The 24513-nt window shown below is 57.7% G+C and carries 30 protein-coding genes; 17 read left to right on the top strand and 13 right to left on the bottom strand.

Annotated elements, in window-relative coordinates; translation table 11 throughout:
• The first annotated feature begins 71 nt into the window (after positions 1-71).
• Positions 72-1925: an aspartate--tRNA ligase gene (gene aspS / locus DHN10_RS15640; RefSeq protein WP_108816273.1), complete on the top strand. Its 1854-nt coding sequence runs from the start codon at positions 72-74 to the stop codon at positions 1923-1925.
• 55 nt (positions 1926-1980) lie between these two features.
• On the opposite strand, the gene DHN10_RS15635 is transcribed toward aspS, so the two are convergent.
• Positions 1981-2697 (bottom strand): response regulator, encoded by a 717-nt coding sequence (locus tag DHN10_RS15635; protein WP_108816272.1) that lies wholly within the window; start codon positions 2695-2697, stop codon positions 1981-1983.
• 125 nt (positions 2698-2822) lie between these two features.
• Here DHN10_RS15635 and mce point away from each other — a divergent pair, with 125 nt between their 5' ends.
• Both mce and DHN10_RS15625 read left to right on the top strand, forming a co-directional pair.
• Positions 2823-3227, top strand: a complete 405-nt coding sequence (mce, locus tag DHN10_RS15630; RefSeq protein ID WP_108816271.1) for a methylmalonyl-CoA epimerase — start codon at positions 2823-2825, stop codon at positions 3225-3227.
• Positions 3228-3290: 63 nt separating this feature from the next.
• Positions 3291-3578, top strand: coding sequence for a DUF1467 family protein (locus DHN10_RS15625; RefSeq protein WP_108816270.1), 288 nt, complete (start codon positions 3291-3293; stop codon positions 3576-3578).
• On the opposite strand, the gene DHN10_RS15620 is transcribed toward DHN10_RS15625, so the two are convergent.
• The 4 genes from DHN10_RS15620 to DHN10_RS15605 form a co-directional block, all read right to left on the bottom strand.
• On the bottom strand, positions 3565-4254 hold the full coding sequence (locus DHN10_RS15620) for an EI24 domain-containing protein (RefSeq protein ID WP_108816269.1): 690 nt from the start codon (positions 4252-4254) through the stop codon (positions 3565-3567). The genes DHN10_RS15625 and DHN10_RS15620 overlap by 14 nt on opposite strands.
• Entirely contained in the window at positions 4251-4829 is a 579-nt protein-coding gene (locus DHN10_RS15615) for a nitroreductase family protein (RefSeq protein WP_108816268.1), read from the bottom strand. Before DHN10_RS15615 ends, DHN10_RS15620 begins: the two co-directional genes overlap by 4 nt.
• A 64-nt stretch (positions 4830-4893) precedes the next feature.
• Complete coding sequence (locus DHN10_RS15610) at positions 4894-5991, bottom strand: class II histone deacetylase (RefSeq protein ID WP_108816267.1); 1098 nt, start codon at positions 5989-5991, stop codon at positions 4894-4896.
• Positions 5992-6055: 64 nt separating this feature from the next.
• Positions 6056-6289, bottom strand: a complete 234-nt coding sequence (locus DHN10_RS15605; protein ID WP_108816266.1) for a hypothetical protein — start codon at positions 6287-6289, stop codon at positions 6056-6058.
• A 115-nt stretch (positions 6290-6404) separates the two neighbouring features.
• Here DHN10_RS15605 and DHN10_RS15600 point away from each other — a divergent pair, with 115 nt between their 5' ends.
• From DHN10_RS15600 to DHN10_RS20030, 3 genes are all read left to right on the top strand, one after another.
• Positions 6405-7040, top strand: a complete 636-nt coding sequence (locus DHN10_RS15600) for a M48 family metalloprotease (protein ID WP_159087021.1) — start codon at positions 6405-6407, stop codon at positions 7038-7040.
• A 105-nt stretch (positions 7041-7145) separates the two neighbouring features.
• Positions 7146-7856: a M48 family metallopeptidase gene (locus DHN10_RS15595; protein WP_108816264.1), complete on the top strand. Its 711-nt coding sequence runs from the start codon at positions 7146-7148 to the stop codon at positions 7854-7856.
• Positions 7857-7859: 3 nt separating this feature from the next.
• Positions 7860-8213 (top strand): GFA family protein, encoded by a 354-nt coding sequence (locus DHN10_RS20030; RefSeq protein ID WP_108816263.1) that lies wholly within the window; start codon positions 7860-7862, stop codon positions 8211-8213.
• On the opposite strand, the gene trhA is transcribed toward DHN10_RS20030, so the two are convergent.
• Positions 8210-8848, bottom strand: coding sequence for a PAQR family membrane homeostasis protein TrhA (gene trhA / locus DHN10_RS15585; RefSeq protein ID WP_108816262.1), 639 nt, complete (start codon positions 8846-8848; stop codon positions 8210-8212). The two genes, DHN10_RS20030 and trhA, sit on opposite strands and share 4 nt — an antisense overlap.
• Before the next feature lie 146 nt (positions 8849-8994).
• On the opposite strand from trhA, the gene DHN10_RS15580 reads away from it, so the two are divergent.
• Together DHN10_RS15580 and DHN10_RS15575 are read left to right on the top strand one after the other, a co-directional pair.
• Complete coding sequence (locus DHN10_RS15580) at positions 8995-9354, top strand: diacylglycerol kinase (protein ID WP_108816261.1); 360 nt, start codon at positions 8995-8997, stop codon at positions 9352-9354.
• 139 nt (positions 9355-9493) lie between these two features.
• Entirely contained in the window at positions 9494-9748 is a 255-nt protein-coding gene (locus DHN10_RS15575) for a DUF6455 family protein (RefSeq protein ID WP_108816260.1), read from the top strand.
• 54 nt (positions 9749-9802) lie between these two features.
• Here the strand turns inward: DHN10_RS15575 and ppk2 are convergent, their stop codons facing one another.
• A complete protein-coding gene (gene ppk2 / locus DHN10_RS15570; protein WP_108816259.1) occupies positions 9803-10672 on the bottom strand; it encodes a polyphosphate kinase 2 in 870 nt (289 codons plus the stop codon).
• Between the two features lie 147 nt (positions 10673-10819).
• Here ppk2 and DHN10_RS15565 point away from each other — a divergent pair, with 147 nt between their 5' ends.
• From DHN10_RS15565 to DHN10_RS15555, 3 genes are all read left to right on the top strand, one after another.
• Complete coding sequence (locus tag DHN10_RS15565) at positions 10820-11056, top strand: hypothetical protein (RefSeq protein ID WP_108816258.1); 237 nt, start codon at positions 10820-10822, stop codon at positions 11054-11056.
• Positions 11057-11077: 21 nt separating this feature from the next.
• On the top strand, positions 11078-11416 hold the full coding sequence (locus DHN10_RS15560) for a YigZ family protein (protein WP_373456717.1): 339 nt from the start codon (positions 11078-11080) through the stop codon (positions 11414-11416).
• A 194-nt stretch (positions 11417-11610) separates the two neighbouring features.
• Entirely contained in the window at positions 11611-12546 is a 936-nt protein-coding gene (locus DHN10_RS15555) for an SEFIR domain-containing protein (RefSeq protein WP_159087020.1), read from the top strand.
• Between the two features lie 144 nt (positions 12547-12690).
• Here DHN10_RS15555 and rimO read toward each other — a convergent pair whose 3' ends face one another.
• Complete coding sequence (gene rimO / locus DHN10_RS15550; protein ID WP_108816255.1) at positions 12691-14088, bottom strand: 30S ribosomal protein S12 methylthiotransferase RimO; 1398 nt, start codon at positions 14086-14088, stop codon at positions 12691-12693.
• Positions 14089-14181: 93 nt separating this feature from the next.
• Between rimO and DHN10_RS15545 the strand changes: the two genes are divergently transcribed.
• Positions 14182-15627 (top strand): pentapeptide repeat-containing protein, encoded by a 1446-nt coding sequence (locus DHN10_RS15545; protein WP_234417152.1) that lies wholly within the window; start codon positions 14182-14184, stop codon positions 15625-15627.
• 97 nt (positions 15628-15724) lie between these two features.
• Here the strand turns inward: DHN10_RS15545 and DHN10_RS15540 are convergent, their stop codons facing one another.
• A complete protein-coding gene (locus DHN10_RS15540) occupies positions 15725-16318 on the bottom strand; it encodes a GcrA family cell cycle regulator (RefSeq protein WP_108816253.1) in 594 nt (197 codons plus the stop codon).
• 162 nt (positions 16319-16480) lie between these two features.
• A complete protein-coding gene (locus tag DHN10_RS15535) occupies positions 16481-17092 on the bottom strand; it encodes an SH3 domain-containing protein (protein WP_159087018.1) in 612 nt (203 codons plus the stop codon).
• A 113-nt stretch (positions 17093-17205) separates the two neighbouring features.
• On the opposite strand from DHN10_RS15535, the gene DHN10_RS15530 reads away from it, so the two are divergent.
• Positions 17206-18009 carry an ABC transporter permease gene (locus DHN10_RS15530; protein WP_108816251.1) on the top strand — a complete coding sequence of 268 codons (804 nt, stop codon included), beginning with the start codon at positions 17206-17208 and terminating at the stop codon, positions 18007-18009.
• Here the strand turns inward: DHN10_RS15530 and DHN10_RS15525 are convergent.
• The 3 genes from DHN10_RS15525 to DHN10_RS15515 all read right to left on the bottom strand — a co-directional run bounded on the left by DHN10_RS15525 (position 18006) and on the right by DHN10_RS15515 (position 20575).
• Entirely contained in the window at positions 18006-18422 is a 417-nt protein-coding gene (locus DHN10_RS15525) for a hypothetical protein (RefSeq protein ID WP_108816250.1), read from the bottom strand. The genes DHN10_RS15530 and DHN10_RS15525 overlap by 4 nt on opposite strands.
• A 67-nt stretch (positions 18423-18489) precedes the next feature.
• Complete coding sequence (locus DHN10_RS15520; protein WP_108816355.1) at positions 18490-19368, bottom strand: DMT family transporter; 879 nt, start codon at positions 19366-19368, stop codon at positions 18490-18492.
• 46 nt (positions 19369-19414) lie between these two features.
• A complete protein-coding gene (locus DHN10_RS15515) occupies positions 19415-20575 on the bottom strand; it encodes a WD40/YVTN/BNR-like repeat-containing protein (RefSeq protein ID WP_108816249.1) in 1161 nt (386 codons plus the stop codon).
• Positions 20576-20875: 300 nt separating this feature from the next.
• Here DHN10_RS15515 and DHN10_RS15510 point away from each other — a divergent pair, with 300 nt between their 5' ends.
• From DHN10_RS15510 to DHN10_RS15495, 4 genes are all read left to right on the top strand, one after another.
• The gene (locus DHN10_RS15510; RefSeq protein ID WP_108816354.1) at positions 20876-22057 is read left to right on the top strand and encodes an aspartate aminotransferase family protein; all 1182 of its coding nucleotides are present in this window, start codon (positions 20876-20878) and stop codon (positions 22055-22057) included.
• The gene (locus tag DHN10_RS15505; RefSeq protein WP_108816248.1) at positions 22050-22532 is read left to right on the top strand and encodes a GNAT family N-acetyltransferase; all 483 of its coding nucleotides are present in this window, start codon (positions 22050-22052) and stop codon (positions 22530-22532) included. Before DHN10_RS15510 ends, DHN10_RS15505 begins: the two co-directional genes overlap by 8 nt.
• 41 nt (positions 22533-22573) lie before the next feature.
• Entirely contained in the window at positions 22574-23479 is a 906-nt protein-coding gene (gene argF, locus DHN10_RS15500; RefSeq protein ID WP_108816247.1) for an ornithine carbamoyltransferase, read from the top strand.
• 121 nt (positions 23480-23600) lie between these two features.
• Entirely contained in the window at positions 23601-24506 is a 906-nt protein-coding gene (locus tag DHN10_RS15495; RefSeq protein WP_234417151.1) for a sulfotransferase domain-containing protein, read from the top strand.
• Positions 24507-24513: the final 7 nt, after the last annotated feature.

Below are 24513 nucleotides of genomic sequence, written 5' to 3'. Positions count from 1 at the left end.
GCAGCGAGCGGTTGACTTCGTCTATGCAAAGAGGTGTATCGGGCCGACCAAAAGCCTTGAGGGATTGACCTATGCACGCCTATCGCAGCCATACCTGTGCCGATCTGACCGCCGCCAATGTAGGCGACACTGTTCGCTTGTCGGGCTGGGTGAACCGGGTGCGTGACCATGGGGGCATCCTGTTTATCGATTTGCGCGATCACTATGGCATCACGCAGGTGCTGTGTGATCCTGATTCTGCGGCCTTTGGCGATGTGGAAAAGGTGCGCTCTGAATGGTGTATTCGCATTGATGGCGAAGTGAAGGCGCGCGACCCTGAACTGGTGAATGCGAAGCTGCCCACCGGCGAGGTTGAGGTCTTTGTGCGTGCCATCGAAGTGCTGGGTGCGTCCAAGGAATTGCCGCTGATGGTGTTTGGTGATCAGGAATACCCCGAAGAGACCCGCCTGAAGTATCGCTATCTGGACCTGCGTCGCGAAGCGATGCAGGACAACATGAAACTGCGCTCTGATGTTGTGGCCTCCATGCGCCGCCGCATGTGGGATGGTGGGTTCCGCGAATACCAGACGCCGATTATCACGGCCTCTTCGCCTGAAGGTGCGCGTGATTTCTTGGTGCCATCACGTTTGCATCCGGGCAAGTTCTACGCGTTGCCGCAGGCCCCCCAGCAGTTCAAGCAGCTGATCATGGTGTCGGGCTATGACAAGTATTTCCAGATTGCCCCGTGTTTCCGTGACGAAGACCCGCGCGCGGATCGTTCGCCCACGGATTTCTATCAGTTGGACTTGGAGATGTCGTTCGTTGAGCAGCAGGACGTGTTTGACACAATCCAACCTGTGATCACCGGAATTTTTGAGGAATTCGGCAAGGGTCGCAAGGTCGATCAGACGTGGGAACAGATTTCTTATCGTGATGCCGCGCTGTGGTATGGCAGCGATAAGCCCGACCTGCGCAACCCGATCAAGATGCAGGTTGTGTCCGAGCATTTTGCAGGGTCGGGTTTTGCGATTTTTGCCAAACTGCTGGAACAAGAAGGGACCGAGGTTCGTGCGATCCCCGCACCGACCGGCGGGTCACGCAAGTTCTGTGATCGTATGAATGCCTTTGCCCAAAAGGAAGGGTTGCCCGGAATGGGCTATATCTTCTGGCGCGAAAAAACTGCCGACGCAGTTGCGCAAGAGCTTGGGATTTCGGTGAAAGAGGCGCAAGCCAAACTGAAGTCAGGTGAGGTTGAGGGCGGCATGGAAGCCGCTGGACCGCTTGCCAAGAACATTGGCCCAGAGCGCACGGAGGCGATCCGCCAGCAACTTGGCCTGGGCCTGGGCGATGCCGCGTTTTTCCTTGGCGGCAAGCCGAAGGCGTTTGAAGGTGTCGCGGGCAAGGCGCGGAACGTGATTGGCGAAGAATTGGGGCTGACCGATCAGAACCGCTTTGCCTTTGCATGGATCGTGGATTTCCCGATCTACGAGCAGGACGAAGAAACCGGCAAGATCGATTTTGAACATAACCCGTTCTCCATGCCGCAAGGCGGGATGGAAGCGCTGCAAGGTGATCCATTGAAGGTGTTGGGCTATCAGTATGATCTGGCCTGCAACGGCTACGAACTGGTGTCGGGCGCCATTCGGAACCACCGCCCAGAGATCATGTTCAAGGCATTTGAAATTGCGGGCTATGGCCAAGACGAAGTGAACAAGCGCTTTGGCGGGATGGTCAACGCGTTCCAATATGGCGCGCCGCCCCACGGTGGGTGTGCGGCTGGGATCGACCGGATTGTGATGCTGCTGGCGGATGCGTCCAACATCCGCGAGGTCATCATGTTCCCGATGAACCAGCGCGCCGAAGACCTGATGATGGACGCCCCCAACGAGCCACAGAATGAGCAGCTGCGTGAATTGCGTTTGCGCGTCCTGCCACCGGAAAGCTAGGGTCAGGCCCCGCTAATTCCGTTAAACTGGTGCCGTGGATCCAATGGGCCTGATCCTAAATCGGGCTACGCGACGCAAGCCGCGCATTGATAATCTCTGAGAGAGCTGCAATCGCCTTGTCTGGGTTGCCACCCGCCATGCGGCTCTGCTCTAGCGTATTAACGGCATGGTCGAGCTTGTTGTCGTTGGCGATGCGTGCCAGACCGCTCAGAAACTGCGTGACGTAGGCCAGCCTTTCCCGCTGCGCTGGATCACTCAGGATGGCAGAGATTTGAACCAGATCATCGCGCAAAGCGATCGGGTCTGGCACCAAATGTTCCTCTTGCAGCAGGCGCGGCAGCGGTGGTTGTCGGTCCGCTGGAAGCTGTCCAAGAATAGCACATTGAAACGCTGAAAGGCTGCTTAGTGGCTTTTCTAGAAATGCATCTGCGCCTGCGGCCAGAACGTCGGCCTCAACCGTGCTGTCGCCGCTGACGCCAAGGATCACCTCAATCCGGGGCGTGCTGTTCGAAAGCGCCTCAATCAGCGCCAGCCCAGAGCCATCCGGCAGCCCCACATCAACCAGCACCACCGTCGGGCGATATACCGCAAGGTGCCGCCGTGCATTTTCCAGATTGTCCGCCCGTCTGATCCGCGCACCGGATCGCTGGCACATCAGGCGCACGGCTTCACTCGCAAATCGGCTGTCTTCGACAATCAGCACCGTTAGGCCCAGAAGCGGGCGGCTGGCGGTTGGCGCGCGGGCGTATATCAGGTCACTCAGGCCGTCCATGACGATTCGTCCTTTCTGTGGTTCGACCAACATTAGGCGTCAATAAAGTGAACAGCCTATTAACTGCATCTGGCGTTGCACCCTCCAAGGGCGCGCGTCATATTGCGCCAAAAAGGAGAATCTACATGATCGGTCGTCTCAATCACGTTGCTATCGCAGTCCCCGATCTGGAGGCCGCGAGCGCGCAGTATCGCACGATGCTGGGCGCAGATGTGGGTGTCCCGCAGGACGAACCGGATCACGGCGTGACGGTGGTTTTCATCAATTTGCCCAACACCAAGATCGAGCTTTTGTACCCGCTTGGTGATGGATCACCCATTCAGGGCTTTCTGGACAAGAACCCTGCAGGCGGCATTCACCATATCTGCTACGAGGTTGACGATATTCTGGCCGCCCGCGATCACCTGCTGGCCGAAGGTGCCCGCGTGCTGGGTGGCGGTGAACCCAAGATCGGGGCGCATGGTAAACCGGTGCTTTTCCTGCATCCCAAGGATTTCAACGGCTGCCTGGTCGAACTGGAACAGGTCTAGCCCTTGTCCAGCTCTATGATCGACGTATCTGAGTGATATCACACTGTTGTAAAGGAAAGCCTCTTGGGTCCCGTTTCTGCATTTGTTCTTTTCGCTGTCATTTGGACACTGGTGTTCTTTGTGGTGCTGCCACTGCGCCTTGAAACCCAAGGCGAAGCCGGAAAGATCGTGCCCGGCACCCATGCCTCGTCTCCGGCCAATTTTGACATCAAGCGCAAGGCGAAGGTCACCACGCTTTGGGCCTTTCCGATCTGGGCCGTGATTGCGGGTGTGCTCCTGTCAGGCACAGTAACCATCCGGGATCTAGATTGGTTCGAGCGGATGTCGACACCCGAAGTCAGCGCTGACTAAGCCCGTGATAGAGGTGCGTGAAGGTCGCCGCACCCAGAATTGGGATAATCAGATTGAGCAGCGGCACTGACAGCGGCACGGCCATCAGGCAGCCTGCTAACCAAATCGTGCCCTGATGCTGCCTGCGCAGGGCTTTTGCGCCTTCTCTGCCGATCCGCCGCATGGCCGCCAGTTGGAAGTATTCGCGCCCCAGCAAGAACCCGTTCAGCGCATAAAAAATGAACACCGCCGCAAAGGGCAGCATGGCATAGAGGATAAAGGCAAGGAGATTTGCCGCAATCAGGACGCCCAGAAAGTTCACGGTGTCGCGCAACCCATCGGCAAATCCAACGGGCGGGACTGGGGGCAAGCTGGGATAGTGTTCATGCTCTACTGCGGTTGCGACCTCGTCCAGAAACAGCGACGTAATCGCGGATGCGACAGGGACCATCAAGAAGACAGACAGCAGGATAACCAACCCAAGCGAGCCCCAACCGAGCAGATCGCCCAGCCATGTGACCTGCGTGCCGCCGGGCAACGTGACCGGGTCTTGCGTTAACCATTCAATGACCCACAACAGCCCCGCATAGATCCCGATCAACAGCGCGATGGTCAGGGCAATCCCGCGCCACAGCACCGAACGGAACCGGCGGTCTGGCAATTGCGCAAGGGCCTTGAAAAACGCCGTGAGGATCATGCGTCAACCCATGTGGTGATGGCGGCAAGGTCCGGGCGCGGGCGCTCTGGCGGGGCAGAGGTTTCTGTGCCGATGTGGATCAGGCCCGCCACGGTTTCATCCGCGGACAATCCGAGCCCCTCTTGGATAAACGCCCGGTCATGACTAGCCCAACCAGAAAGCCAGTTTGCCCCCCAGCCCGTCGCGAGAGCCGCGTTCACCAGGGACAGGCAGACGGCACCAGCCGAATAAACCTGTTCGATTTGCGGCACTTTTGGCGATGGCTTGGGCGCGCTGATCACCGCGACTGCCAGATCGGCATTGCTAAATTGCGCATGCGCCTTGGTAATCTGCTCTGGGTCAAGCGCCAGTGCTGTGCCGCGCGTGTTCACCAGGTCCGCAAGACGCAGCAAGGCCGGTTTTTCCAACACGATAAACCGCCAAGGTTCCAGTTTGCCGTGATCCGGCGTGCGTGCTGCAGCGGTCAGCAGTTTTTCGACTGCCCCCCGGTCGGGGATTGGTGTTGTCAGCGTCTTGGCAGGGCGCGACCGGCGCGTCAGAAGGAATTCAAGAGCAGCGGGGTTCGGCGTCGGCATGGGGCGTCCTTTGATGATCTTTCAGGCAGATATGGGCGGTCATGACGAATGACAAGCGCAGCCGTCAAAGCGCGTCGGCCATATCTGCCAGCCACGTATCCAGAAACGCATCAAAACGCGCATCAGGTTGGCGCAGGGGAAAGACCTCTGCAAAAGGGTCGGGCGCTGCAATGGCGCTGCCAGACATCTGTTGCAGCACGTCATGGCCGCAAAACGGCACATAGGTTTCCGAATAGCCGCCCTCATGCACCATCAATAGCTTGCCGTCGCAGACAGCCGCGCTGAGCTCCATCACCTGACGTGTCATCTGGGCGAAGGTTTCCGCCGTCGCCAGCATCCGCCCCAGCGGATCATTGGCCGCGGCATCAAAGCCGCAGGCGATGATCAGCACATCGGGGGCAAAATCGCGGATGGCGGGCAGGGCGAGCCGCTCCATCGCGGCCAGATAGCCCTTGTGCCCGGTGCCGGGCGGCAGGGGGATGTTAAGGTTATGACCCAAGCCTTCGCCTTTGCCACGGTCCGAAAATCCGCCAGTGTCCATCGGATAGTTGCGGTCTTGATGCAGTGAAACCGTCAGCACGTTGGCGCGGTCATAAAACACTGCCTCGGTGCCGTTGCCGTGATGCACATCCCAATCAAGAACGGCAAAACGTTTGGCCAAACCCGCGGCCCGTGCGGCCTCGATGGCGATGCCGATGTTGTTGAGCAGGCAAAACCCGTTGGGATAATCGGGCAGACAATGATGGCCGGGTGGGCGCGACAGGGAATAGGCGTTTGTGACCTCGCCTTGCAGCACTGCGGCAAGGGCTGTCTTGGCCAATCCCGCCGAAATCGCGGCCAGCTCATAACCACCGGGGCCAAAGGGCGTGCGCCGTCCTAACTCTCCGCCACCTGCGTCGGAAAGGGCTTTGAATTCGTTCAGGTAAGAGTCCGGATGCACGCGCAACAGATCCTCTCGGGAGGCGGGTTCGGCACCGCGCATCGCCAGTTCCCGTGCCAGGCCCGTGACCTCAATGAGATTCTTCAGGCGTCGCTTGGACTCGGGGCTTTCCGGCAGGCCGCCGTCCATCGGTTGGACCAATCCTCCAACCGGCACCATCCCTGCGTAGTTACCGCCGCCGTGCCAAAAACAACGCTCGTCCCAGAAAAACCCTGTGGTCATGCCGATTCTTTCTTATTTTGTTCAAAAATGTCTCTACCGGAGGCTCCGACAATGATCGCCATGCTCAGGTCTTGCGCAACTGATAGATGCCCTCGGGCAGGTCCAATGCGGCTTCAAGGTCGCGCAGTTGCGTCAGCGAAAGGGTGATGTGCACCACTTCATCGCTGCGGGGATCGACCTGCGTGACAGTAACGCAATCATCAAAGGCATTGATGATCACATCCTCTTTGAGCGGCGCCGTGCCTTCGTCAATCAAGGTCACAACGGTCGCGTCATATTCGTGTTCGATGGTAAACATATTTGCAGCCTAGCGAGCGTTAATCTTAAGTGCAATTTTTGATCGATTTTAATCAACCGGCGGTGATAGCTGTTAGTAAGTTGGTAACCTTTTGGAATGAGTAATGCGTTTTGTGATGTTAACGATTTTGGCGGCTTTGGTCGGCTGTGGCCATGTTGGCCCGTCGCCTGCCGCTGTTGAGACCACTCAGCTGGGGCATTTGCATTTTTGGCAAGCCGCCAGCCGGGTGGAGCCTGTCGCCGAGGCCTTATGCGAGGCGCGTGCGCCTGCGCGGCACTGTGACTTTCGGATTGTGCTTGATGAGCAGCCCAACCTTGCCGCTGATGCCGGTCAATCGGTTGGTCGGGACGGCCGCCCGGTGCTAACTGTAACGGCAGCGATGGTGGCTCGGGCGCGCCACCTAGACGAGTTGGCTTTCGTACTTGCGCATGAGGCCGCGCACCATATTCAGGATCATCTACCACGGCTGCGGCAGATCGCATCACAGAGCGGTGAGGACCCGGCTGCCGGCTCTCTTGGAGTGATGAATGTGCCAACTGAAGCAGGCATTATCCGCGCCCACGCACAGCTGAATAGATTTGAGTTGGAGGCGGACGCCTTGGGTGCTCAGATTGCCGCTGTGGCGGGGTTTGATCCGCTTAACGGTGTGCGCATTCTACAAAGGTTGGATGATCTCAATCCGGGCGCCTCGATCAGCCATCCGGCATTGGCAGATCGGTTGCGCGTGGTGCGCAATGAGATTGCTGGTTGACGCCAAAAGCCGTCCCACCATCGACCATGCATCGTTTTGTGATACTTGTGATCTGCGCTTTGCATTACGTTTGCTAAGACATGGACAAGTAAGGGGGGTGACGTCATGCGTCTACGCGTATTGGGATTGTTGTTGGGGCTCGCGGCCTGTGCGACAGCGCCGGTGGGTACCGGCCCGCAGATCGCCCCGCTAGAGCCTGCCGTTGTCACCCAGCGTCTGTCACGCGGTCAGGCCCTCGACAACTTCACCATAGCCGTTGCCCGGGTCACGCCCGTTGCCGAAAGCCTCTGCCGCCGCCGCGCACCGCAGCAGAACTGCAACTTTCGCATTATCGTGGACAATCGCCCCAACCAGCCAGTGAACGCCTATCAAACGCTTGACCCCAACGGGCGGCCGATCATTGCCTTTACCATTCCGCTGATCGCCGAGGCGCGCAATCGTGACGAAATCGCCTTTGTCATCGCCCATGAAGCCGCACATCATATTGAGGGGCACATCGGTCGCCAGCGGCAGAACGCGACTTTAGGTGCCGTTTTAGTGGGCACATTGGCGGGGGCCCTGGGCGCGACCGATCAGGCCGCTATCGACAATGCAGCCCGGCTGGGGGCCAGCGTCGGCGCACGTAGATATTCCAAGGACTTTGAGCTGGAGGCCGATGCCACAGGTACACGCATTGCCGCCGCCGCTGGATTTGATCCCTTGCGCGGCGCACAGTTCTTTTTCCGCATTCCTGATCCGGGTGACCGTTTTCTTGGCACCCATCCGGCAAACGCGGACCGGCTGCGCACGGTGCAGCGCGTGGCGGCGGGGCTTTAGGCGATGATCACAGGGACCTGCCACTGCGGTGCCATCCGCTACCGCTTCGATCATACGCCGTCCAAGACAACGTCCTGCAACTGCTCCGTCTGCCGTCGTTTGGGCGCGCTCTGGATTTACGCCAAGATTTCCAAGATCGACATCACGGGCGCCACAGATAGCTATGCTTACGGCGAAAAATCACTTGCCTTTCATCGTTGCCGCACCTGTGGATGCACGACCCATTGGGAAAACCTGAAACCGGATGGGCCGGACGCCTACATGGCCGTGAATTTGCGGCTTGCTGATCCAGAGGTGGTTGCGGCAATCCCGGTGCGCCACTTTGATGGGGCAGATACGTGGACGTTTCTGGATTAAGCCAAAGCCATCGAAGATATTGCAATCGCTGCAAAGAAACAGGCCGAGGCTGCAACGACGAACCCATGCCAGATCGCGATGGAGTATTTCATTGTCTCAGAGGCATAGAACGGCACACCTGCCGTATAAAGCAGGCCACCCGCAGCTATCAGGAGCATTGCTGACACAGGCACAATTGGCCAAAGCGACCAGATCAGCGCAAGGCTGAGCCAGCCCATGATCAGATAAAGCGCCGGGCCAAAGCGGCCGGGCGTGCGCCAGAAAAACAGTTTGAGGGTCATGCCCACCACCGCGAGCGCCCAGACGATGCCCAACACCAGATAGGCAAAGCCGCTGCCGATCATCACCACAAGCGGCGTGTAAGTGCCCGCAATCTTGAGGTAGATGGCCGCATGATCAAAGCGGCGCAGGATGGGTCTGATCCGCTCCCAAGGTGTCATGTGATAAAAGGCCGAGGCCACGAATGTGGCGATCAAAGTGGCCCCATAGATGCAAATTGCGGCGATCTGGCCAGGCGAAGTGTTCCCCGAACTCCAAACGATCAAGACGATGGCCCCGCTCAAGGCGCCGATCACCCCCACGGCATGCATGGTGCCATCAGCAATGCGTTCAGAGCGGGCATAGGTCGGATACATCGGCTTTTCCTCGTTAGTCGAACAGATGGTAGGCAAGTCACAACCCCGGTCAAATGTTTCGTCGGGTCATCACGAAGACTTGGCAGTGCTGGCCGGATCGCTCAGGATCTTGCTTGGACAACCCAGACCCAGTGAAGGACAAGCAAATGTGGCAGCAAATTATGCGTGTGCGTCAGCGCGCGATCTGGTCTTGGGAGGGGGTCGTCCACGTCTACCGCACCGAAGGGTCGCTGATGCAATGGATCGTGATCAATGTCGTGTTTGCCGTGCTCGCCTTTGTGTTGCCGCTATCGGCGGGCGAACGGGGCATGGTGTTGATGGGTGGCATCATCGTGTTGGCGGCGGAATGCATGAACACCGCGATAGAGCGGGTGGTCGATGATATTGGCACCGAACAGCGGGATGCGGCCAAGCAGGCCAAGGACTGCGGATCAGCAGCGGTCGCCGTCACGGCGATTGGCGTGGGCGTGGCGTGGGTCTGTGTGATTGTTGGTTTGATCTGGTAGATCACGCCTGAACCACTTCCAGCGGCGCCGATGCAGGGCATCGCTATGGGGTTTGGTCGTCCTACAAGTTTGATCTGGCGCAAGGTGTCGATTGCGGCGGGGTGCTAGCCTCCTATCAACCGCAATCGGAGGATCAATCATGCAAACCTTGGGCGACGCTCGCGCGCATTTCTGGCGGGTCATCAAAATGGCAGAGGCCTGCGACGTCGATCTGTCCACTGCGTTGGACGAAGACAAGATCGATATCACCACATATGCCGATATGATCACAGGCTGCCGTGGATGCGCGCAGGTGGACGAATGTGACAAACTGCTTGGGCAACGACCGCAGCTTGATCAGGCTCCGGCCTATTGCGTTAACCATGATACTTTCGCAGAGCTGCGCAGCACCTGAGAAGCGTACGATCTCTGCATGGAAAGGGCGCTGTTTTCTCTCCAGCGCCCTTTTTTATGCCTTCACATGGCGGGTTTCGGGGTGGAGCGCTGTGCCTAGAATATGATCAGCCCGATGCACGATTTTCTGGGCGCTGCCCACGATCTGAGGCTGGGGTGACTGCGCTATCGTGTGATCCTTGCCTGGATAATCCAATGTGGACAGGAAATGGCGCATGCAATTGAGGCGCGCGCGTTTCTTGTCGTTGGATTTCACCACTGTCCAAGGCGCGTCAGCCGTATCGGTGTAAAAGAACATCGCTTCTTTGGCTTCGGTGTAGTCGTCCCATTTATCAAGGCTCGCCTTGTCGATGGGGGACAGCTTCCATTGCTTGAGCGGATCGGTGGCACGGCTGGCAAAGCGGCGCTTTTGTTCGTCCTGCGTGACCGAAAACCAATACTTATATAGGCGAATGCCAGAGCGCGTCAGCATCCGTTCCAATTCAGGTGTTTGGCGCATGAATTCGAGGTATTCCTCAGGCTTGCAAAAGCCCATCACACGTTCCACGCCTGCGCGGTTGTACCAGCTGCGGTCATACAACACCATTTCGCCTGATGTGGGTAAATGGTTGATATAACGCTGAAAATACCACTGACCGCGCTCTTCATCGGTGGGTTTGTTCAGGGCAACAACCCGAGCGGTCCGGGGGTTTAGGTGTTCGGTGAACCGTTTGATTGTCCCGCCCTTACCTGCCGCATCGCGCCCTTCAAACAGCAATACAAAGCGCTGGCCGGTTTCCTGCGCCCAAAGCTGCACCTTGAGCAGCTCTGCCTGCAATTCGGCTTTTTCGGCCTCATACGGGCGGCGGGCCATTTTCGCCAAAGCAGCGGGTCTGCGCGTCCTGAGGGGGGCTTTGGGTTTCTCGGCGACGGCTGCGTCTTTCATCTCGCTCTCCTGTGCATTGTCGGTGATGTGCTAACAGAAAGCGCACGGCACGGCTTTGATATGGGTCAAGATGCCTCGCATCCGGCGCTTTGAGATATTGGGATTTGCGGCTATCCTGCCCGCAGACATAGATCGCAGGAGGACCTTATGCGTCTCACAGCCCTTGCCCTGATCCTGTTGCCCGTCGCCGCACAGGCGCAGGAAACAACAGCGCCCGCACCCGCAGAGCCCCTTGCACAGGCGCAAAGCTGCCCGGTGGGCATGGAATGGGACGCGGGGGCCGGTGCCTGCGCCATGATCCCCGGTGATGCGACACCAGCGCAAAGCCTGCCCGGCGGCATGGGCTGTTCGGGGCATGGCGCGGCGCGCGAGGTCACGTCGTAAGGGTTCAAGACACTGAAAGTCATCGAAAATGTGCTGAGCGACCGCGGCTCCAAATACGCGGTGGCCGGTGGCCCCGTGGGGTCAGCGGAGGAGGCGAAGGCGTTTGTGAAAACGCTGTGCCGCCGTAAGAAATTCGCAAAAGCCACGCATAACACATGGGCCGTACTGCTGCCGGATGGGCCGTTGAAGAACGACGACGGCGAAAGCGGGGCTGGCATGGTGATCCTGCGGATGCTGGAGCGGGAAGGGCTAGAGGGCCACATCGTTGTGGTGACCCGCTGGTTTGGTGGTGTGAAGCTAGGTGGAGACCGGTTCCGGCGGGTGCAGGACGCAGTGCGGGTTTATTTGGATGATCGGTAGGGGTGGATCATGATCCACCTTACGGCAGGTGGACGGTAGGGTGGGTGAAACCCACCGTTGATGCGCTTGGGTTTCAACCCGATGGCTATTCGGCCATAACAGCTACGCTTTGTTTCAAAAATGGTAAGGGGAGTTCGCCTTGCGATTGTATGCAGTGTCGGCTAGACGTCCGAAACTTCCTACAAGGATCAAGAATGGCGAAGCCAAATGCTCCCGAGCGCGTCTTTATCAGTTATAGTCACGACACTGAAATTCACAAAGGCAGGGCTCTTGATTTTGCAAACCGTCTTCGTGAGGACGGCGTTGATGCGAACATAGATCAGTACGAGGAGTCACCCGAGCACGGTTGGCCACTTTGGATGGAGCGACAAATTCGAGATGCGGATTTTGTGGTAGTTATCGGATCCGAGCTCTATCATGATCGACTTCTTGGTGATGAAATTGATGGTGTCGGGCTGGGTGCAAAATGGGAAGGTGGAATTCTCAGGCAGCATCTCTATGAGAGCGATATGAAGACGAAGGGTTTCATTCCCGCCATTTTTTCTGAGGACGACGCTCGTTTTATTCCCACTCCGTTGCGGGCGTTCACAAGATATCTGATTGATGGTGAGGAGGGATATGAGAAGATCTACCGCAGGATTACCAACCAACCAAAGGCCCAGAAACCCCGCCTAGGGACACGGCGTAAGTTGCCCACGCCCGACGCCAAATCTGGTGGAACAATCTATGTTGGTGGCGCCATAGATGTAGACCTATGGAACTCGGCAAAATGGCGAGGGACCTTCTTTGTGACAGGTGAGTTTTTAGAGAATGGCCAAATCCCGTATCTGGGCATTGGCTTTTCGAATCCTGATGCCGGACTAAAAATATTTGAAGGTTGGAGTGAGAGATTTGGGGACAATAACTCTGATGAGGAACTCCGTATTTCAATAATTGAAGGTCCTATTCAAGGACAAGAAGCAGGATATACCGTCCATATCGGTACAGAATTGGATGAGACTTTCAAAAAGTTGTCTCAAAAAAGTAAAATGGACGAAAATGATTTGATGATGAGTATCACCAGATTGAACAGGATGACCCCGCCTGCTTCCAGCATCAATCTTGAAAGGTTCAAGACCGCCGTGCGTTAATCAAAGGTTTTCTATCTGGTTCCGGGTCATATTTGCGATGATCAGAAGACCGTTAAGCCGATAGAGCATCCTGGCATACGAAAAAGTCGGATTTACTTTAGGCACGTTGACGAAATCGGTGAGCATGATCACGATACAATTGTGCTAAAACGTAACGATTGACCCCCACAAATCATACTCCCCCGCTTCCTCAACCTCGACCGTCACAACATCCCCAACGCTCAACCCCTCAACCCCTTCATCAATAAACAAATTCCCATCAATCTCTGGCGCATCCGCCCATGTCCGGCAGGTCGCGATCCCGTCGTCGTCAATGTCGTCCACGATCACCTCCAAGGTCCGCCCCACCTTGGCCGCCAGCTTCGCCGCTGAAATCTCTTGGGCTTTGGCCATGAACCGGTCCCAACGGTCTTGTTTGACCTCGGATGCCACATGGTCGGGCAGGGCGTTTGACCGCGCCCCAGCCACGTTTTCGTATTGAAAGCATCCCACGCGGTCCAACTGTGCTTCATCCAGCCAATCCAGCAGGTGCTGGAACTCGGCCTCAGTCTCGCCCGGGTAGCCCACGATGAACGTCGACCGTAGGGTGACATCAGGGCATTCCGCGCGCCATGCAGCAATCTCGTCCAAGGTCTTTGCGCCCGCCGCAGGCCGCGCCATGCGCCGCAGCACGTCGGGATGCGAATGCTGAAAAGGGATATCCAGATAAGGCAGTACGCCGTTGGTCGGGTCCGCCATGATAGGGATCAGGTCACGCACGTGGGGGTAGGGGTAGACGTAGTGCAGACGCACCCAAGCACCCAATTGCCCCAGCTCGCGCGTCAGGTCGGTGATGTGGCTGCGCACCTCGCGGTCTTTCCACGGGTTCACATCGTATTTCCGATCGAGACCGTAGGCAGAGGTGTCCTGAGATATCACCAGCAGTTCCTTGACCCCCGCCTGCACCAGCTTTTCCGCCTCGCGCAACACGGCATGGGCAGGCCTTGAAGCAAGCCGCCCGCGCATGTCGGGGATGATGCAGAACTTGCATTTGTGGTTACAGCCCTCGGAGATTTTCAAATAGCTGTAGTGGCGCGGCGTCAGGCTGACCCCGCTCGCTGGAAGCAGGTCGATGAACGGGTCGGGGGCTGGGGGCACGTTGGCGTGCACGGCGTCCAGCACCTGTTCGTATTGATGCGGGCCCGTGACGGCGAGGATTTGGGGGTGATGTTCCCGGATGTAATCCGGTTCAGCCCCCAGACAGCCCGTCACGATAACCTTGCCGTTTTCCTGCAACGCCTCACCGATGGCATCGAGGGATTCCGCCTTGGCTGAGTCCAAAAACCCGCAAGTGTTCACGATCACCGCCTCAGCGCCTGCGTAATCGGGAGAGATGGCATAGCCCTCGGCCCTGAGCCGGGTGAGGATGCGTTCACTGTCCACCAGCGCTTTGGGACAGCCAAGCGAGACCATGCCAATGGTTGGCTGGCCGTCGCGCGGGGCATCAGTGATTTTCGCTGAGGGCGCGAGGTCAGGGCGGAGCGATGGGGGGTTCTGGGTCATGGCGCCCCTATAGCGCGAGGCGAGGGAGTTGGGAATGGGTTGATGGGATGCAGGTGCTCGGTCATGTTCGTTGCGTCGAAGCAGGAGAGTATGATGAATAAGTCAGAACTGCGAATTGCCAATCAAAATCCCTGGTATCTGATGATGACGCTTCACGGCGACGTCGGCGGGACAACAAATTGGGAAGCGAGCAGAGAAAACGCCCGCTCCTGGAACGTCTTTGTTTTGAGTGGGTTAAGCGATGTAGCGCAGCAAGATGCTAAGAACCGGATTGGTGAGGCTTACTATCCGGAAACCCCATTTGATGACATCTTGCCAGTGCTAAAGGAGAAATACGAAGAGCAATGGAACCTGCGCAACCCGAAAGGAGGGCCACCCCCGGCGATGCCCGACGCTCGTCGTTCTCCGCAATTGACGAACACGCTGTTTTCGCAACCGCTGGAGATTTCAAACATGTTGCTGCCGGCGCATACGACTTTCAGTGAATCGGTTTTTGAGGCGCCGCTACTCATGCTGAGCGGCGTGGCTTTGGGCGTGCTGGTGTTTGATAAAACTGTCTTTGACGGCAAGGTAATGATCGTTGCGTCGCAGTTAATTGGCCACGCACATTTCAATCAGGCAGTGTTCAAAGGGGTTGCCGACTTTCAGTTCTCGACATTTCATCAGACCGCCAGCTTTACAGGTGCTAGCTTTGACGAATTGGCGGATTTTCGTGAGGTTCAATTCGAAGGGGCGGCGAAGTTCACTGGTTGGACGTCTTTGCAAACCGAAGGCGAGTTTGCGCACTTTGGAACGGCAACGCTTTTTTCAGGGGCACGTTTTTCGGACCGTGCAGACTTCTTTCGCCGGCGGTTTGGCCCTTATGAAACGCCAGCCAATAGCCTGACTTTTGCCAATGCGATTTTTCAAGGTCCAGTCTCGTTTGAGGACGCGGCATTCCCCGATGTTATGCCCGTGTTAACAAACACTTCGCTTCCCGCTTCAACCAAAGTCACGGCCATCAAAGATCTTTGGCCACCGCTAAAGACAAAGAGCACAGGAGAGCGCGGACTGGCCCATAGAGAAGCAGAGCATACGTCCGCTACCCAAGACCCTGAGATCATCAAAGCCTCTTCTGCCGCCCTTCGCCATGCCATGTCGCGTCAGATGCTGCCCGAAGAAGAGCATTTTTTCTTTAGGCGCGAAATGTGGGCCGCGGGCCGGACTGGCCCGTGGTTGCGGCGTCTACCTGTCTTGTTCTATGGCGCGGTTTCGGACTACGGCCATTCGATCAGCCGCCCGACGCTTCTGCTGGCGGCACTTTGGGTTGTTGGCGCGCTGATTTATGCAACACAGCTTGGGTTTTCGGTGGTGAAAGCCTTGGTCTATTCCTTTGCAGTGATGTTCAAGTTCTTTGGCTTGCAAGGGACTTATCTGAAGGATGAAACGGGAGACCTTAGCCAAGCGATGGAGTTTTTCGCTGGTGGGCAAACCGTCATGGCCTTCATCGTGCTGTTCTTTCTCGGGCTTGGCCTGCGCACACGGTTCCGCTTGCGATAGCTATTGCCCTTGCCAAAACGACAAAGGCCGCAACTGTTTGCGGCCTTTTCCGGGACGTAAAGTGGATCTTGATCCACCTTACCTGTTGATCCGTTCGCTACCGCCGCCGGTCGCGCCGCGATGACATCGGCTGGAATGCTACGCCGACATGCGCCTCGCAATAGGGCTTACCCTGCTGAACACTCAGGCCGCAGAACCAGAAATCATCCGTTGCCGGATCACCCACTGGCCATTTGCAGGTCTTTTCGGTCAATTCCATCAGGGTGATCCGCTTGGCGGTCTTTTCAACTTCGCTGACTTTGGCCAATGCCTCTGGGCTAATCTCATTCGCTGATGGCTGCGGTGGCAGGGGTTGACCCGCCGGGATAATCGCCCGCCGTGCGGCAGAGATTGGAATCCCATTTTCATCAAGCTCCTGCTCTTCCTTTGGCGGGGTTGAGGCAGGGGCGGCCTTGGGCTTGGGTGCGGGTTTTGCCGCAGGCTTGGCCGCTGCTGCGGGTTTTTCCTTTGGCGCTGCCTTGGCAGTGGACCCGCCACCGGACCCCGCCCGATTGGACAGGCCCAAACGGTGTACCTTGCCGATCACGGCATTGCGGGTGACACCGCCCAGTTCCTTAGCGATCTGGCTGGCCGACTGGCCTTCGCCCCACATCTTTTTGAGCGTCTCAACGCGCTCGTCTGTCCAGGACATATGTATTCCTTTGGTCATTGTGGCCGGGCATCATCTTTGGGTGTGCCGGGCCGTTCTATCTGATCTGAGCATACTAATCATTGCCGCCGCTGATGTGAAGGCGCGCGGGCGCCTTTTGCGCAAGTTCTGGCGTTGGAGCCACATGCGTCGCGCCCGTTCACATCAATTGAGGCTACAGCACCCGCGTCGCAAGCCCTGATCATCGACATAATGCAGCCCGTAGCGCCGGTCGCTCATCCCGTCAGAGCACGCGCCGGGTAGGATATGCGCGCTGACAATGTTGCGATCGTTGCGCCATGCAAAGCTGAACCCGGTCTCTGCCAGGTTCACGAATTCCGGTGCCGGTGCATTGGCCGTGATCGCATGGGTGGTTTCGCTGTCTGGTGTGTTCAAGATCAGGTTCATTTCGTCAAAGAATGTAATGTCCCAAAACGGCTCTGTCCCGAAGCACTGCAAGCCCACGGGCAGCCCTAGAACGGTTGTGGCCATGGGTTGTGGTGTGAGGAACCGCATAGAGACCCAGCCCGCACCTTCGCCGTAATTCAGCAACGCCCAATTGCCTTCACGGCTAAGCGCCACGACCTCCAGCCCGTCTTTATCTGGTGCCAGCGTGCCGACGATGTCGTCACCGCCGCGTGGACCTGCCCGCACATTCAAACTGTCATCTGCGGCAACTCCGGTGACAGCATAGAGCGCGGGCAGAGATGGGTCGAGGTTATCGGCGTGAGCAGCTAAGCCCCAAAGGGCCAGAATAATTGAAAAAAATAGACGCATGAGGACCTCAGGCAATGAAGTGTCGGACGGGGACATTGCTTAACACGCCATTCATAGGCTGGCTATCGGGCCATGATCGACTATGTGCAAAGGGCAAACAAGGAACGATTGTGATGAGCGAAAAGATTCAAATGGGCGTACGCCGCTTTGGCCGTGTCAACTGGCTGGGCACCTGGACACTGACCCGGCGCGAGATCAAGCGCTTTATGAATGTCTGGTCGCAAACAGTCATGGCACCGCTAATCAATGCGGGGCTGTTCCTGATGATCTTTACCATCGCCATCGGATCGCAGCGCGGCGATGTGATGGGGGTTCCCTTCATGACATTTCTTGCTCCGGGTATTCTCACGATGACGGTGATCCAGAGCGCTTTTGCCAATACGTCCTCTTCGCTGGCCTCGGCCAAGGTGCAGGGCAACATCGTCGATACGCTGATGCCGCCGCTGTCAGCGGGTGAGCTGGTCACTGGCTATCTGGGCGGAGCCATTGCACGTGGCGGGCTGGTTGCGGTGGTGATTGCCGTGGGGGCCGCGGTGTTTCTGGGGGTTGGCCTGCAAAACCCGATCTGGGTTCTGATCTTCGTGCTGCTGGGATCCATCCTGATGGGAGGGCTGGGCATGATTGCGGGTATCTTTGCCAATAAGTTCGATCAGCTTTCGGCCATTTCCAACTTTCTGGTCACGCCTTTGGCGTTTCTGTCCGGTACATTCTATTCGATCGAGGCTTTGCCGCCCTTCATGCAAACCCTGAGCCATGCGAACCCATTCTTCTACATCATTGATGGTGTGCGCTTTGGCATGATCGGGGTCAGCGACAGCAGCCCTTGGATTGGGCTGTTGGTCGTGGGTGCGGCTTGCATTGTGGTGGTCAGCATTTGCCTGCGCTGGATGCACACAGGCTATCGGCTTAAGGCCTAAAGAGCCTCATCCCTGACGGCAATCCCGCGCGCTGCCATGATGGAGATGAGCGTGTCGATATCGGGAAAGTCACCGGAAAAAAGCGACTCTTCGGATTTGTCTTTGTAGACGACGGTCACCTCGGTCCCGCTTTTGTTCTCGTACGCGCGCAGATGCGCGATGTCATCAAGTGCGATAGCGCGCGGCTTGCTCCAGGCTGAGACTGTCAGGTTGGTCTCATCTACGCGGATGCCCAGAGCAGGGCGGGGCAGCAACATCCAGACAATGGTGATCCCAACAAAGACCCAAGCCAGCCAGATCAATGATGCCACCGCATAGATCACCACGGCCATAAGCAACAGCAAGACGGCGATAAAGGTCAGCAGGATGGCGCCTTTGCCTGCGGCGCGGCGAAACTCGTAGATGTCGTTCATGAAGTCCGCGTAAAACACAATCGTGGCCGGAATTTGTTCGTAAAATGAACAGGGCCTCGCGTTTCCGTCAGGCAACAGCCCGTCGTTCCCGCCAAGCCAAAAGCGATGCCCCGGTCAGAATGATCACTGCACCTAGAATGCTGATCTGATCGGGCCAGACATCGAAGATCAGCAAGTCATAGAGTGTCGCAAAGATCAGGGTCACATAGCTGAACGGCGTGATGAAACTGGCATCTGCCCGCGCGACCGCATTCACGAAACAGGCCTGCGCCATGGCCATCAGACAGCCCAATGTGGCCAATGCCCCCCATTGCGCTGGGGTTGGCATCATCCAAACGGGGATCACTGCAAGGCTTGCGATGCAGACACCCAACGCGTTGTTTACCAGAAGGATTTGGAATGGAGGTTCGCGATCGGCGAGTTTCTTGATGAAGATAAGTTCCATTCCCATGATGACCGCGGCCCCCAGTGCCAAAAGCCCGGCCAGTTGGAATGATTCAGGGCCGGGGCGCAACAGGATCAAGGCCCCGCCTAAGGCCATGAAAGCAGCCAACCACCGCCAAGGCCCCACCCGTTCGCCTAGCAGTGGGATCGCCAGCAGCATGCAAAAGACAGGGTTGAGGAAGCTGATCGCTGTCGCGTCGGACAGGGGGATATAGGCCACTGCCGCGAACATCAGCGTCACCCCTCCCCATCCAAAGACCGTGCGGCCGATGTGCAGTCCCAAATGCGGTCGGCTGATCTTGGGGCGTAGCACGGCCGCTGCACTTGCGATGGCCGCAAATGCGAACAAGAACCGCCCGTGGCTGATCTGAAGCGGATGCAGAGTCGGCCCCAAAGCATCAGTGCCCAGCGACTTTGCCACCAGCATGGTACCTGCGATAAACGCGGTCGCTGTCAGCATGAATGCGATGGCAAGAGGTGGGTTGGCGGCGCGGATGGTCATGGCCACTGTCTGAACCGCGGCGCCGGGGCTGGCAAGCGCCGATTGCTTAGGTCGTCGCCATCACTTCAACCGCGAGGATCGTGGGCAAGTGCTGCACAAGTTCCTCCCATGTGTCGCCACCATCAAAGCTGCCAAAAATTGACCCGCTGTTGGTGCCGAAATATACCCCTGCGGGGTCCAGCGCGTCTCCAGCCATGGCCTGACGCAGTACGGTGAAATAGCAGTTCTCTTGTGGCAGGCCTTCTCTGCAATCCTGCCAGCTTTGTCCGCCGTCGGTGGACCGCCAGACGGCGGCCGCGGCATCGGGTGGAAACCGTCCCTGACTGTCGCCGTTCAGCGGGATCGTCCAGATCGTTTGCGGATCGCGCGGATGCACGCGGATCGGAAAGCCAAAGGTCGAAGGTAGCCCTTGACCGATATCATCCCAACTGCGCCCGCCATCGCCCGAGCGCCAGACACCATGATGATTTTGTTGATAAAGCACATCGGCGTCACCGGGCGCGCGCATCATGTTGTGCACGCAATGGCCCACTTCGCCACCGCTGGGTGCGGCCGGATGATCATGTCCTTCGCAGGCTGTTGCATTGGCTAGACGGTTGCGCCGCTCCCAGCTTGTACCGCCGTCCTCGGACGCAAAGACCCCCGCTGCCGAGATGCCCACCCAAATTTTCTGCGCATCAGCCGGGTCTGTAACAATCGTGTGCAGCACCAGTCCGGCGGCACCGGGGTTCCACCCGGCGGCAGAGGGGTGTTCGGTCAGCGCATCCAGTTTTTCCCATGTCTTTCCAAAGTCACGACTGCGCAGCAGGGTGGCAGGCTTGGCCCCGGCGTAAAGCACGCCATGGGCATAATGCAGCGACCAGATTTGGCTGAAATCCTGTCCAAAGGGCAGTGCATCGCCAGTCCAGCCCATCGACTTGGCAAAATCGGGGGCGTCAGCGGCCCAGCCGTCCATTTCGCCTTCGGTCAACCGGGTTACGGACCATGTGTTGCCGCCGTCCTCGGAGGTCCAGACGCCTGCACCAAAAAAATCACCGCCACCACCGGCCCAGATGCGCCCGGTTTCAGGATCGCCCGCCAAATGGCTGATGGACCAACCATTGCAGAGGGGCCCGTTCACAGACCATGCGTCGCGGTCCGCCGTACCTTGGATCACAAAGGTGCCCTTGGTGGTGCCAACAAGGATCTTGAGTGTTTTTTCGGTCATCCCATGCCCCCTTGGCCTGCGATCATATCACAAGCCGGGCAGCGCGCCTAACCGGAGGGGCGCGGGCCCAACCAGCGCAAGCTTCGCCTCGGCTTTGTCCGGGGCGATGTGTCATTTCGGGGCTTCCATCGCGCATGTCTTTGCGCTACCGATGCCCCATGACCACTGCATTGACATATCAAAGCCGACGCCGACGCTGATTTTGCGCCGCCTTTTGTCACGTCCGTCATAAACCCCAAACATTGTTGACACCCCCGCATGGTTCTGAACCAATCGGGCTAAGTTTTAAGGATGATCACCATGATCACGTCTATTTTGCCGACCTATTCACGCGCGCTGCTGACATTCGTGTCTGGGCAAGGCTCTTGGTTAGTGGAAGAAGACGGGCGACGCTTTTTGGACCTTGGGGCCGGGATCGCGGTGAATGCGCTGGGCCACGCGCATCCGGCTTTGGTCAAAGCGCTTGGCGAACAGGCGAACGCACTGTGGCATGTCTCAAACCTTTACAATATTCCCGCCCAGCAAAAGCTGGCGGATGCACTGGTGGAACAAACCTTTGCGGACACTGCGTTCTTTACCAATTCCGGCACCGAAGCCTGTGAATTGGCGGTCAAGATGGCGCGCAAATACTGGCATGAAAAAGGTCAGCCGGAACGGGTCGAGATCATCACGTTCTCAGGCTCTTTCCATGGCCGGTCGAGCGCGGGGATTGCCGCTGCCGGATCCGAGAAAATGACCAAGGGCTTTGGCCCACTTCTGCCCGGATTTACGCATCTGGAGTTCGGTGATCATGATGCGCTGAACGCTGCCGCAACAGATAAGACAGCCGCCATTCTGGTCGAACCCATTCAGGGCGAGGGCGGCATTCGTCCGCTGCCTGACGCTTGCCTGAAAGGTTTGCGTGATCTGTGCCATCAGCATGGTATTTTGATGATCCTAGATGAGGTGCAATGCGGAATGGGCCGGACAGGCAAGCTCTTTGCCCATGAATGGGCTGGTGTAGCGCCCGATATCATGATGGTCGCCAAGGGCATCGGCGGGGGCTTCCCTTTGGGTGCTGTGCTGGCCACGGAAAACGCGGCCACTGGCATGACCGCAGGCACGCATGGGTCGACCTATGGTGGCAATCCGCTGGCCTGCGCGGTTGGTGCCAAGGTGATAGAGATCGTGGGCGATGAGGCCTTTCTGGCAGAGGTGAACCGTAAGGCCGCACTGATGCGTCAAAAGCTGGAAGGACTGGTGGCCGCACATCCCGATGTCTTTGATGCAGTGCGTGGCGCGGGCCTGATGCTGGGTCTGAAGTGCAAGGCCACCAACACGGATGTCGTTGCCGCAGGCTATGGGCAGGGGGTTCTGACCGTGCCTGCCGCCGACAATGTCGTGCGCTTGCTGCCTGCCTTGACGATCACAGATGAGGAGATTGCGACAGCTGTCGATTTGCTGGATGCTGCCGCGTCCCAAGTGAAGGGGGCCGATGCGTAACTACACTTTCCGCCGTTTGACCGAGGCTGATTTGCCTTTGATGCGCCGCTGGCTGGCCACTGCGCATGTCAAAACCTGGTGGGAAAACGCGGAAACGCAACTGGCACTGATGCAGCAAGATATGGAAAATTCTGATATTGATATGCAGGTCGTCTCTTTGATCGACCACCCCTTCGCCTACCTGCACGACCATGATGTGCAGACCTTTGGCATGCCCCAATATGCCGACTTGCCGCGCGGCGTGCGGGTGATGTCCACCTTTGTGGGCGACGCGGATTTTCTGGGGCAGGGGCATTCGGTAGGCTACATTGAGGCGCGGGTCCGCGACTTGCGGGTGAAGTTTCCGCAGGTCGCCGTTGGGCCCAATTCCACGGACACCCGCGGGATCAGCATTTTCCGACAAGCAGGTTTCATGAACCGACGCCTTGCCGCGACCCGTGATGGGCGCCTTGTGCAGGTGATGACCCATAACTAACAACTGGCCGGGATGTCCGGACCCAACAAAAAGCGAAACTGATGAACCACTTTCTTGATATTGATGCCACGTCCTCTGATGCCCTGCGGGGGATCATTAACAATGCGCGGGCAATGAAAACGGCCCGCGCAGGCAAGCCCAAGGGAACACCTGACGCCGATCAGCCTTTGGCGGGCCATATGGTGGCCCTGATCTTTGAAAAACCATCCACCCGGACGCGCGTGTCTTTCGATGTGGGTGTGCGTCAGATGGGTGGTCAGACGATGGTGCTGTCAGGGGCCGATATGCAGCTAGGTCATGGTGAGACGATTGCGGATACCGCCCGTGTGCTGTCGCGCTATGTCGATCTGATCATGATCCGCACGTTTGAGGAACAGACCCTGCTGGATATGGCCGAATACGCCACGGTCCCCGTGATCAACGGGCTGACCAACCGCACGCACCCCTGTCAGATCATGGCGGATGTCATGACGTTTGAAGAACACAACGGCCCGATCAAAGGCAAAAAGGTAGTCTGGTCGGGGGATGGCAACAACGTCTTTGCTAGTTTCGCCCATGCCGCCAAACAGTTTGAGTTCGATCTGGTCTTTACTGGGCCACCCCCCTTGGACCCAGAGCCTGCATTGAATGGGCTTTATACCAAGGTACGTGATCCCAATGAGGCCGTGCAGGGGGCTGATCTGGTGGTGACAGATACATGGGTCAGCATGCATGATCCGCAATCGGCGCGTGAGCGGCGGCACAATCAGCTACGCGGCTATCAGGTGAACGATGCGCTTATGGCCAAGGCCAAGGATGACGCGCTGTTCATGCATTGCCTGCCCGCGCACCGCGATGATGAAGCGACCAGCAGTGTCATGGATGGCCCCAGTTCGGTGATCTTCGACGAGGCGGAAAACCGGCTGCACGCCCAAAAGGCGATCATGCGGTACTGTTTAGGAGTGTGAGGCCAAAACGAGCCTTTTGCAGAAGTGTTGTCGGCATTGACTGAAGCGGCTGCGAAATGTGTTACGCTGTGCCTTCTCTGTTGCGTTCTTCCTTCACACCACCTTTCATCAAGGGGGTGATTTGCAAGAGGCTTTCGACATGATGCACCGCAAGCTCTACCTCGGCCCGCTGACCGACAACCGACGGTGGGATATGGTGGCCATCCGCCCCGATGATGTGTTCGTTGTCACGCCCCCGAAATGCGGCACGACGTGGATCCAAACCATAGTGGCACTGCTGTTTTCCGGCGACCCAGAGGTCGAAACAGAGCTGTCGGTCAAAATGCCGTGGGTCGACATTCGTATTCGCGAGATGTCCGAAGTCGCCGCACGGCTGGAAGCTATGCCGCACCGGCGCAGCATGAAAAGCCATACACCCATGGACGGCTTACCGCTGGATGATCAGGCGCAGTACATCTGTGTGTTCCGGCATCCGCTTGATGCGCATTTTTCGTATCGCAAACACGTGCGAAACATCCCAATGCCATGGTTTGATCCGTGGTATCCAGAGGACGACCCCGATGGCCTTACCTTCCGTCGCTTTCTGGATGGCGGCGCGGAAGGTTTCGATACTGATGCCATGCCGCTGGCGCATATCCTTCAGCATTACAAAGCTGCAAGGGCTGTGGCAGACCGTCCGAACGTGTCGCTCTTTCACTATGCTGACATGACCCGTGATTTGCCGGGTACATTTGCCAAACTGGCCGGATTGTTGGACATATCCCATGGCGAGGCGTTGATGAAGCAATTGGTGCAGGCTGCAACCTTTGACAACATGAAGGCCAATGCCGTGCGCTTTGCTCCATCGGGGGGTAAGGGTTTTATGAAGTCAGACGCTGCGTTTTTTCACAGCGGGACCAGCGGTAAATGGCATGGGAAGCTGTCGGACGAAGAGTTGGCAGCCTATGATGCGATGATGGATGCGCATCTTACCGGGGACGATCGCGCATGGTTGGAACATGGATCAGTAGGAACAGCGCGGATCTAGCTTACCA

Source organism: Loktanella sp. Alg231-35 (assembly GCF_900143545.1).
GTDB lineage: Bacteria > Pseudomonadota > Alphaproteobacteria > Rhodobacterales > Rhodobacteraceae > Yoonia.
This window is presented reverse-complemented; position numbering and strand designations above follow the sequence as displayed.

Excerpts from the sequence above, each read along its gene's own strand:
- mce (WP_108816271.1), top strand. The coding sequence starts at position 2,823 with ATGATCGGTCGTCTCAATCACGTTGCTATCGCAGTCCCCGATCTGGAG.
- DHN10_RS15520 (WP_108816355.1), bottom strand. The coding sequence starts at position 19,368 with ATGACCATCCGCGCCGCCAACCCACCTCTTGCCATCGCATTCATGCTG.
- rimO (WP_108816255.1), bottom strand. The coding sequence starts at position 14,088 with ATGACCCAGAACCCCCCATCGCTCCGCCCTGACCTCGCGCCCTCAGCG.
- aspS (WP_108816273.1), top strand. The coding sequence starts at position 72 with ATGCACGCCTATCGCAGCCATACCTGTGCCGATCTGACCGCCGCCAAT.
- DHN10_RS15525 (WP_108816250.1), bottom strand. The coding sequence starts at position 18,422 with ATGAACGACATCTACGAGTTTCGCCGCGCCGCAGGCAAAGGCGCCATC.
- trhA (WP_108816262.1), bottom strand. The coding sequence starts at position 8,848 with ATGTATCCGACCTATGCCCGCTCTGAACGCATTGCTGATGGCACCATG.
- DHN10_RS20030 (WP_108816263.1), top strand. The coding sequence starts at position 7,860 with ATGATCACAGGGACCTGCCACTGCGGTGCCATCCGCTACCGCTTCGAT.
- DHN10_RS15510 (WP_108816354.1), top strand. The coding sequence starts at position 20,876 with ATGATCACGTCTATTTTGCCGACCTATTCACGCGCGCTGCTGACATTC.
- DHN10_RS15530 (WP_108816251.1), top strand. The coding sequence starts at position 17,206 with ATGAGCGAAAAGATTCAAATGGGCGTACGCCGCTTTGGCCGTGTCAAC.
- DHN10_RS15515 (WP_108816249.1), bottom strand. The coding sequence starts at position 20,575 with ATGACCGAAAAAACACTCAAGATCCTTGTTGGCACCACCAAGGGCACC.
- DHN10_RS15545 (WP_234417152.1), top strand. The coding sequence starts at position 14,182 with ATGAATAAGTCAGAACTGCGAATTGCCAATCAAAATCCCTGGTATCTG.
- DHN10_RS15505 (WP_108816248.1), top strand. The coding sequence starts at position 22,050 with ATGCGTAACTACACTTTCCGCCGTTTGACCGAGGCTGATTTGCCTTTG.
- DHN10_RS15565 (WP_108816258.1), top strand. The coding sequence starts at position 10,820 with ATGCGTCTCACAGCCCTTGCCCTGATCCTGTTGCCCGTCGCCGCACAG.
- ppk2 (WP_108816259.1), bottom strand. The coding sequence starts at position 10,672 with ATGAAAGACGCAGCCGTCGCCGAGAAACCCAAAGCCCCCCTCAGGACG.
- DHN10_RS15635 (WP_108816272.1), bottom strand. The coding sequence starts at position 2,697 with ATGGACGGCCTGAGTGACCTGATATACGCCCGCGCGCCAACCGCCAGC.
- DHN10_RS15535 (WP_159087018.1), bottom strand. The coding sequence starts at position 17,092 with ATGCGTCTATTTTTTTCAATTATTCTGGCCCTTTGGGGCTTAGCTGCT.
- DHN10_RS15610 (WP_108816267.1), bottom strand. The coding sequence starts at position 5,991 with ATGACCACAGGGTTTTTCTGGGACGAGCGTTGTTTTTGGCACGGCGGC.
- DHN10_RS15605 (WP_108816266.1), bottom strand. The coding sequence starts at position 6,289 with ATGTTTACCATCGAACACGAATATGACGCGACCGTTGTGACCTTGATT.
- DHN10_RS15555 (WP_159087020.1), top strand. The coding sequence starts at position 11,611 with ATGGCGAAGCCAAATGCTCCCGAGCGCGTCTTTATCAGTTATAGTCAC.
- argF (WP_108816247.1), top strand. The coding sequence starts at position 22,574 with ATGAACCACTTTCTTGATATTGATGCCACGTCCTCTGATGCCCTGCGG.
- DHN10_RS15620 (WP_108816269.1), bottom strand. The coding sequence starts at position 4,254 with ATGATCCTCACGGCGTTTTTCAAGGCCCTTGCGCAATTGCCAGACCGC.
- DHN10_RS15615 (WP_108816268.1), bottom strand. The coding sequence starts at position 4,829 with ATGCCGACGCCGAACCCCGCTGCTCTTGAATTCCTTCTGACGCGCCGG.
- DHN10_RS15595 (WP_108816264.1), top strand. The coding sequence starts at position 7,146 with ATGCGTCTACGCGTATTGGGATTGTTGTTGGGGCTCGCGGCCTGTGCG.
- DHN10_RS15575 (WP_108816260.1), top strand. The coding sequence starts at position 9,494 with ATGCAAACCTTGGGCGACGCTCGCGCGCATTTCTGGCGGGTCATCAAA.
- DHN10_RS15580 (WP_108816261.1), top strand. The coding sequence starts at position 8,995 with ATGTGGCAGCAAATTATGCGTGTGCGTCAGCGCGCGATCTGGTCTTGG.
- DHN10_RS15540 (WP_108816253.1), bottom strand. The coding sequence starts at position 16,318 with ATGTCCTGGACAGACGAGCGCGTTGAGACGCTCAAAAAGATGTGGGGC.
- DHN10_RS15600 (WP_159087021.1), top strand. The coding sequence starts at position 6,405 with ATGTTAACGATTTTGGCGGCTTTGGTCGGCTGTGGCCATGTTGGCCCG.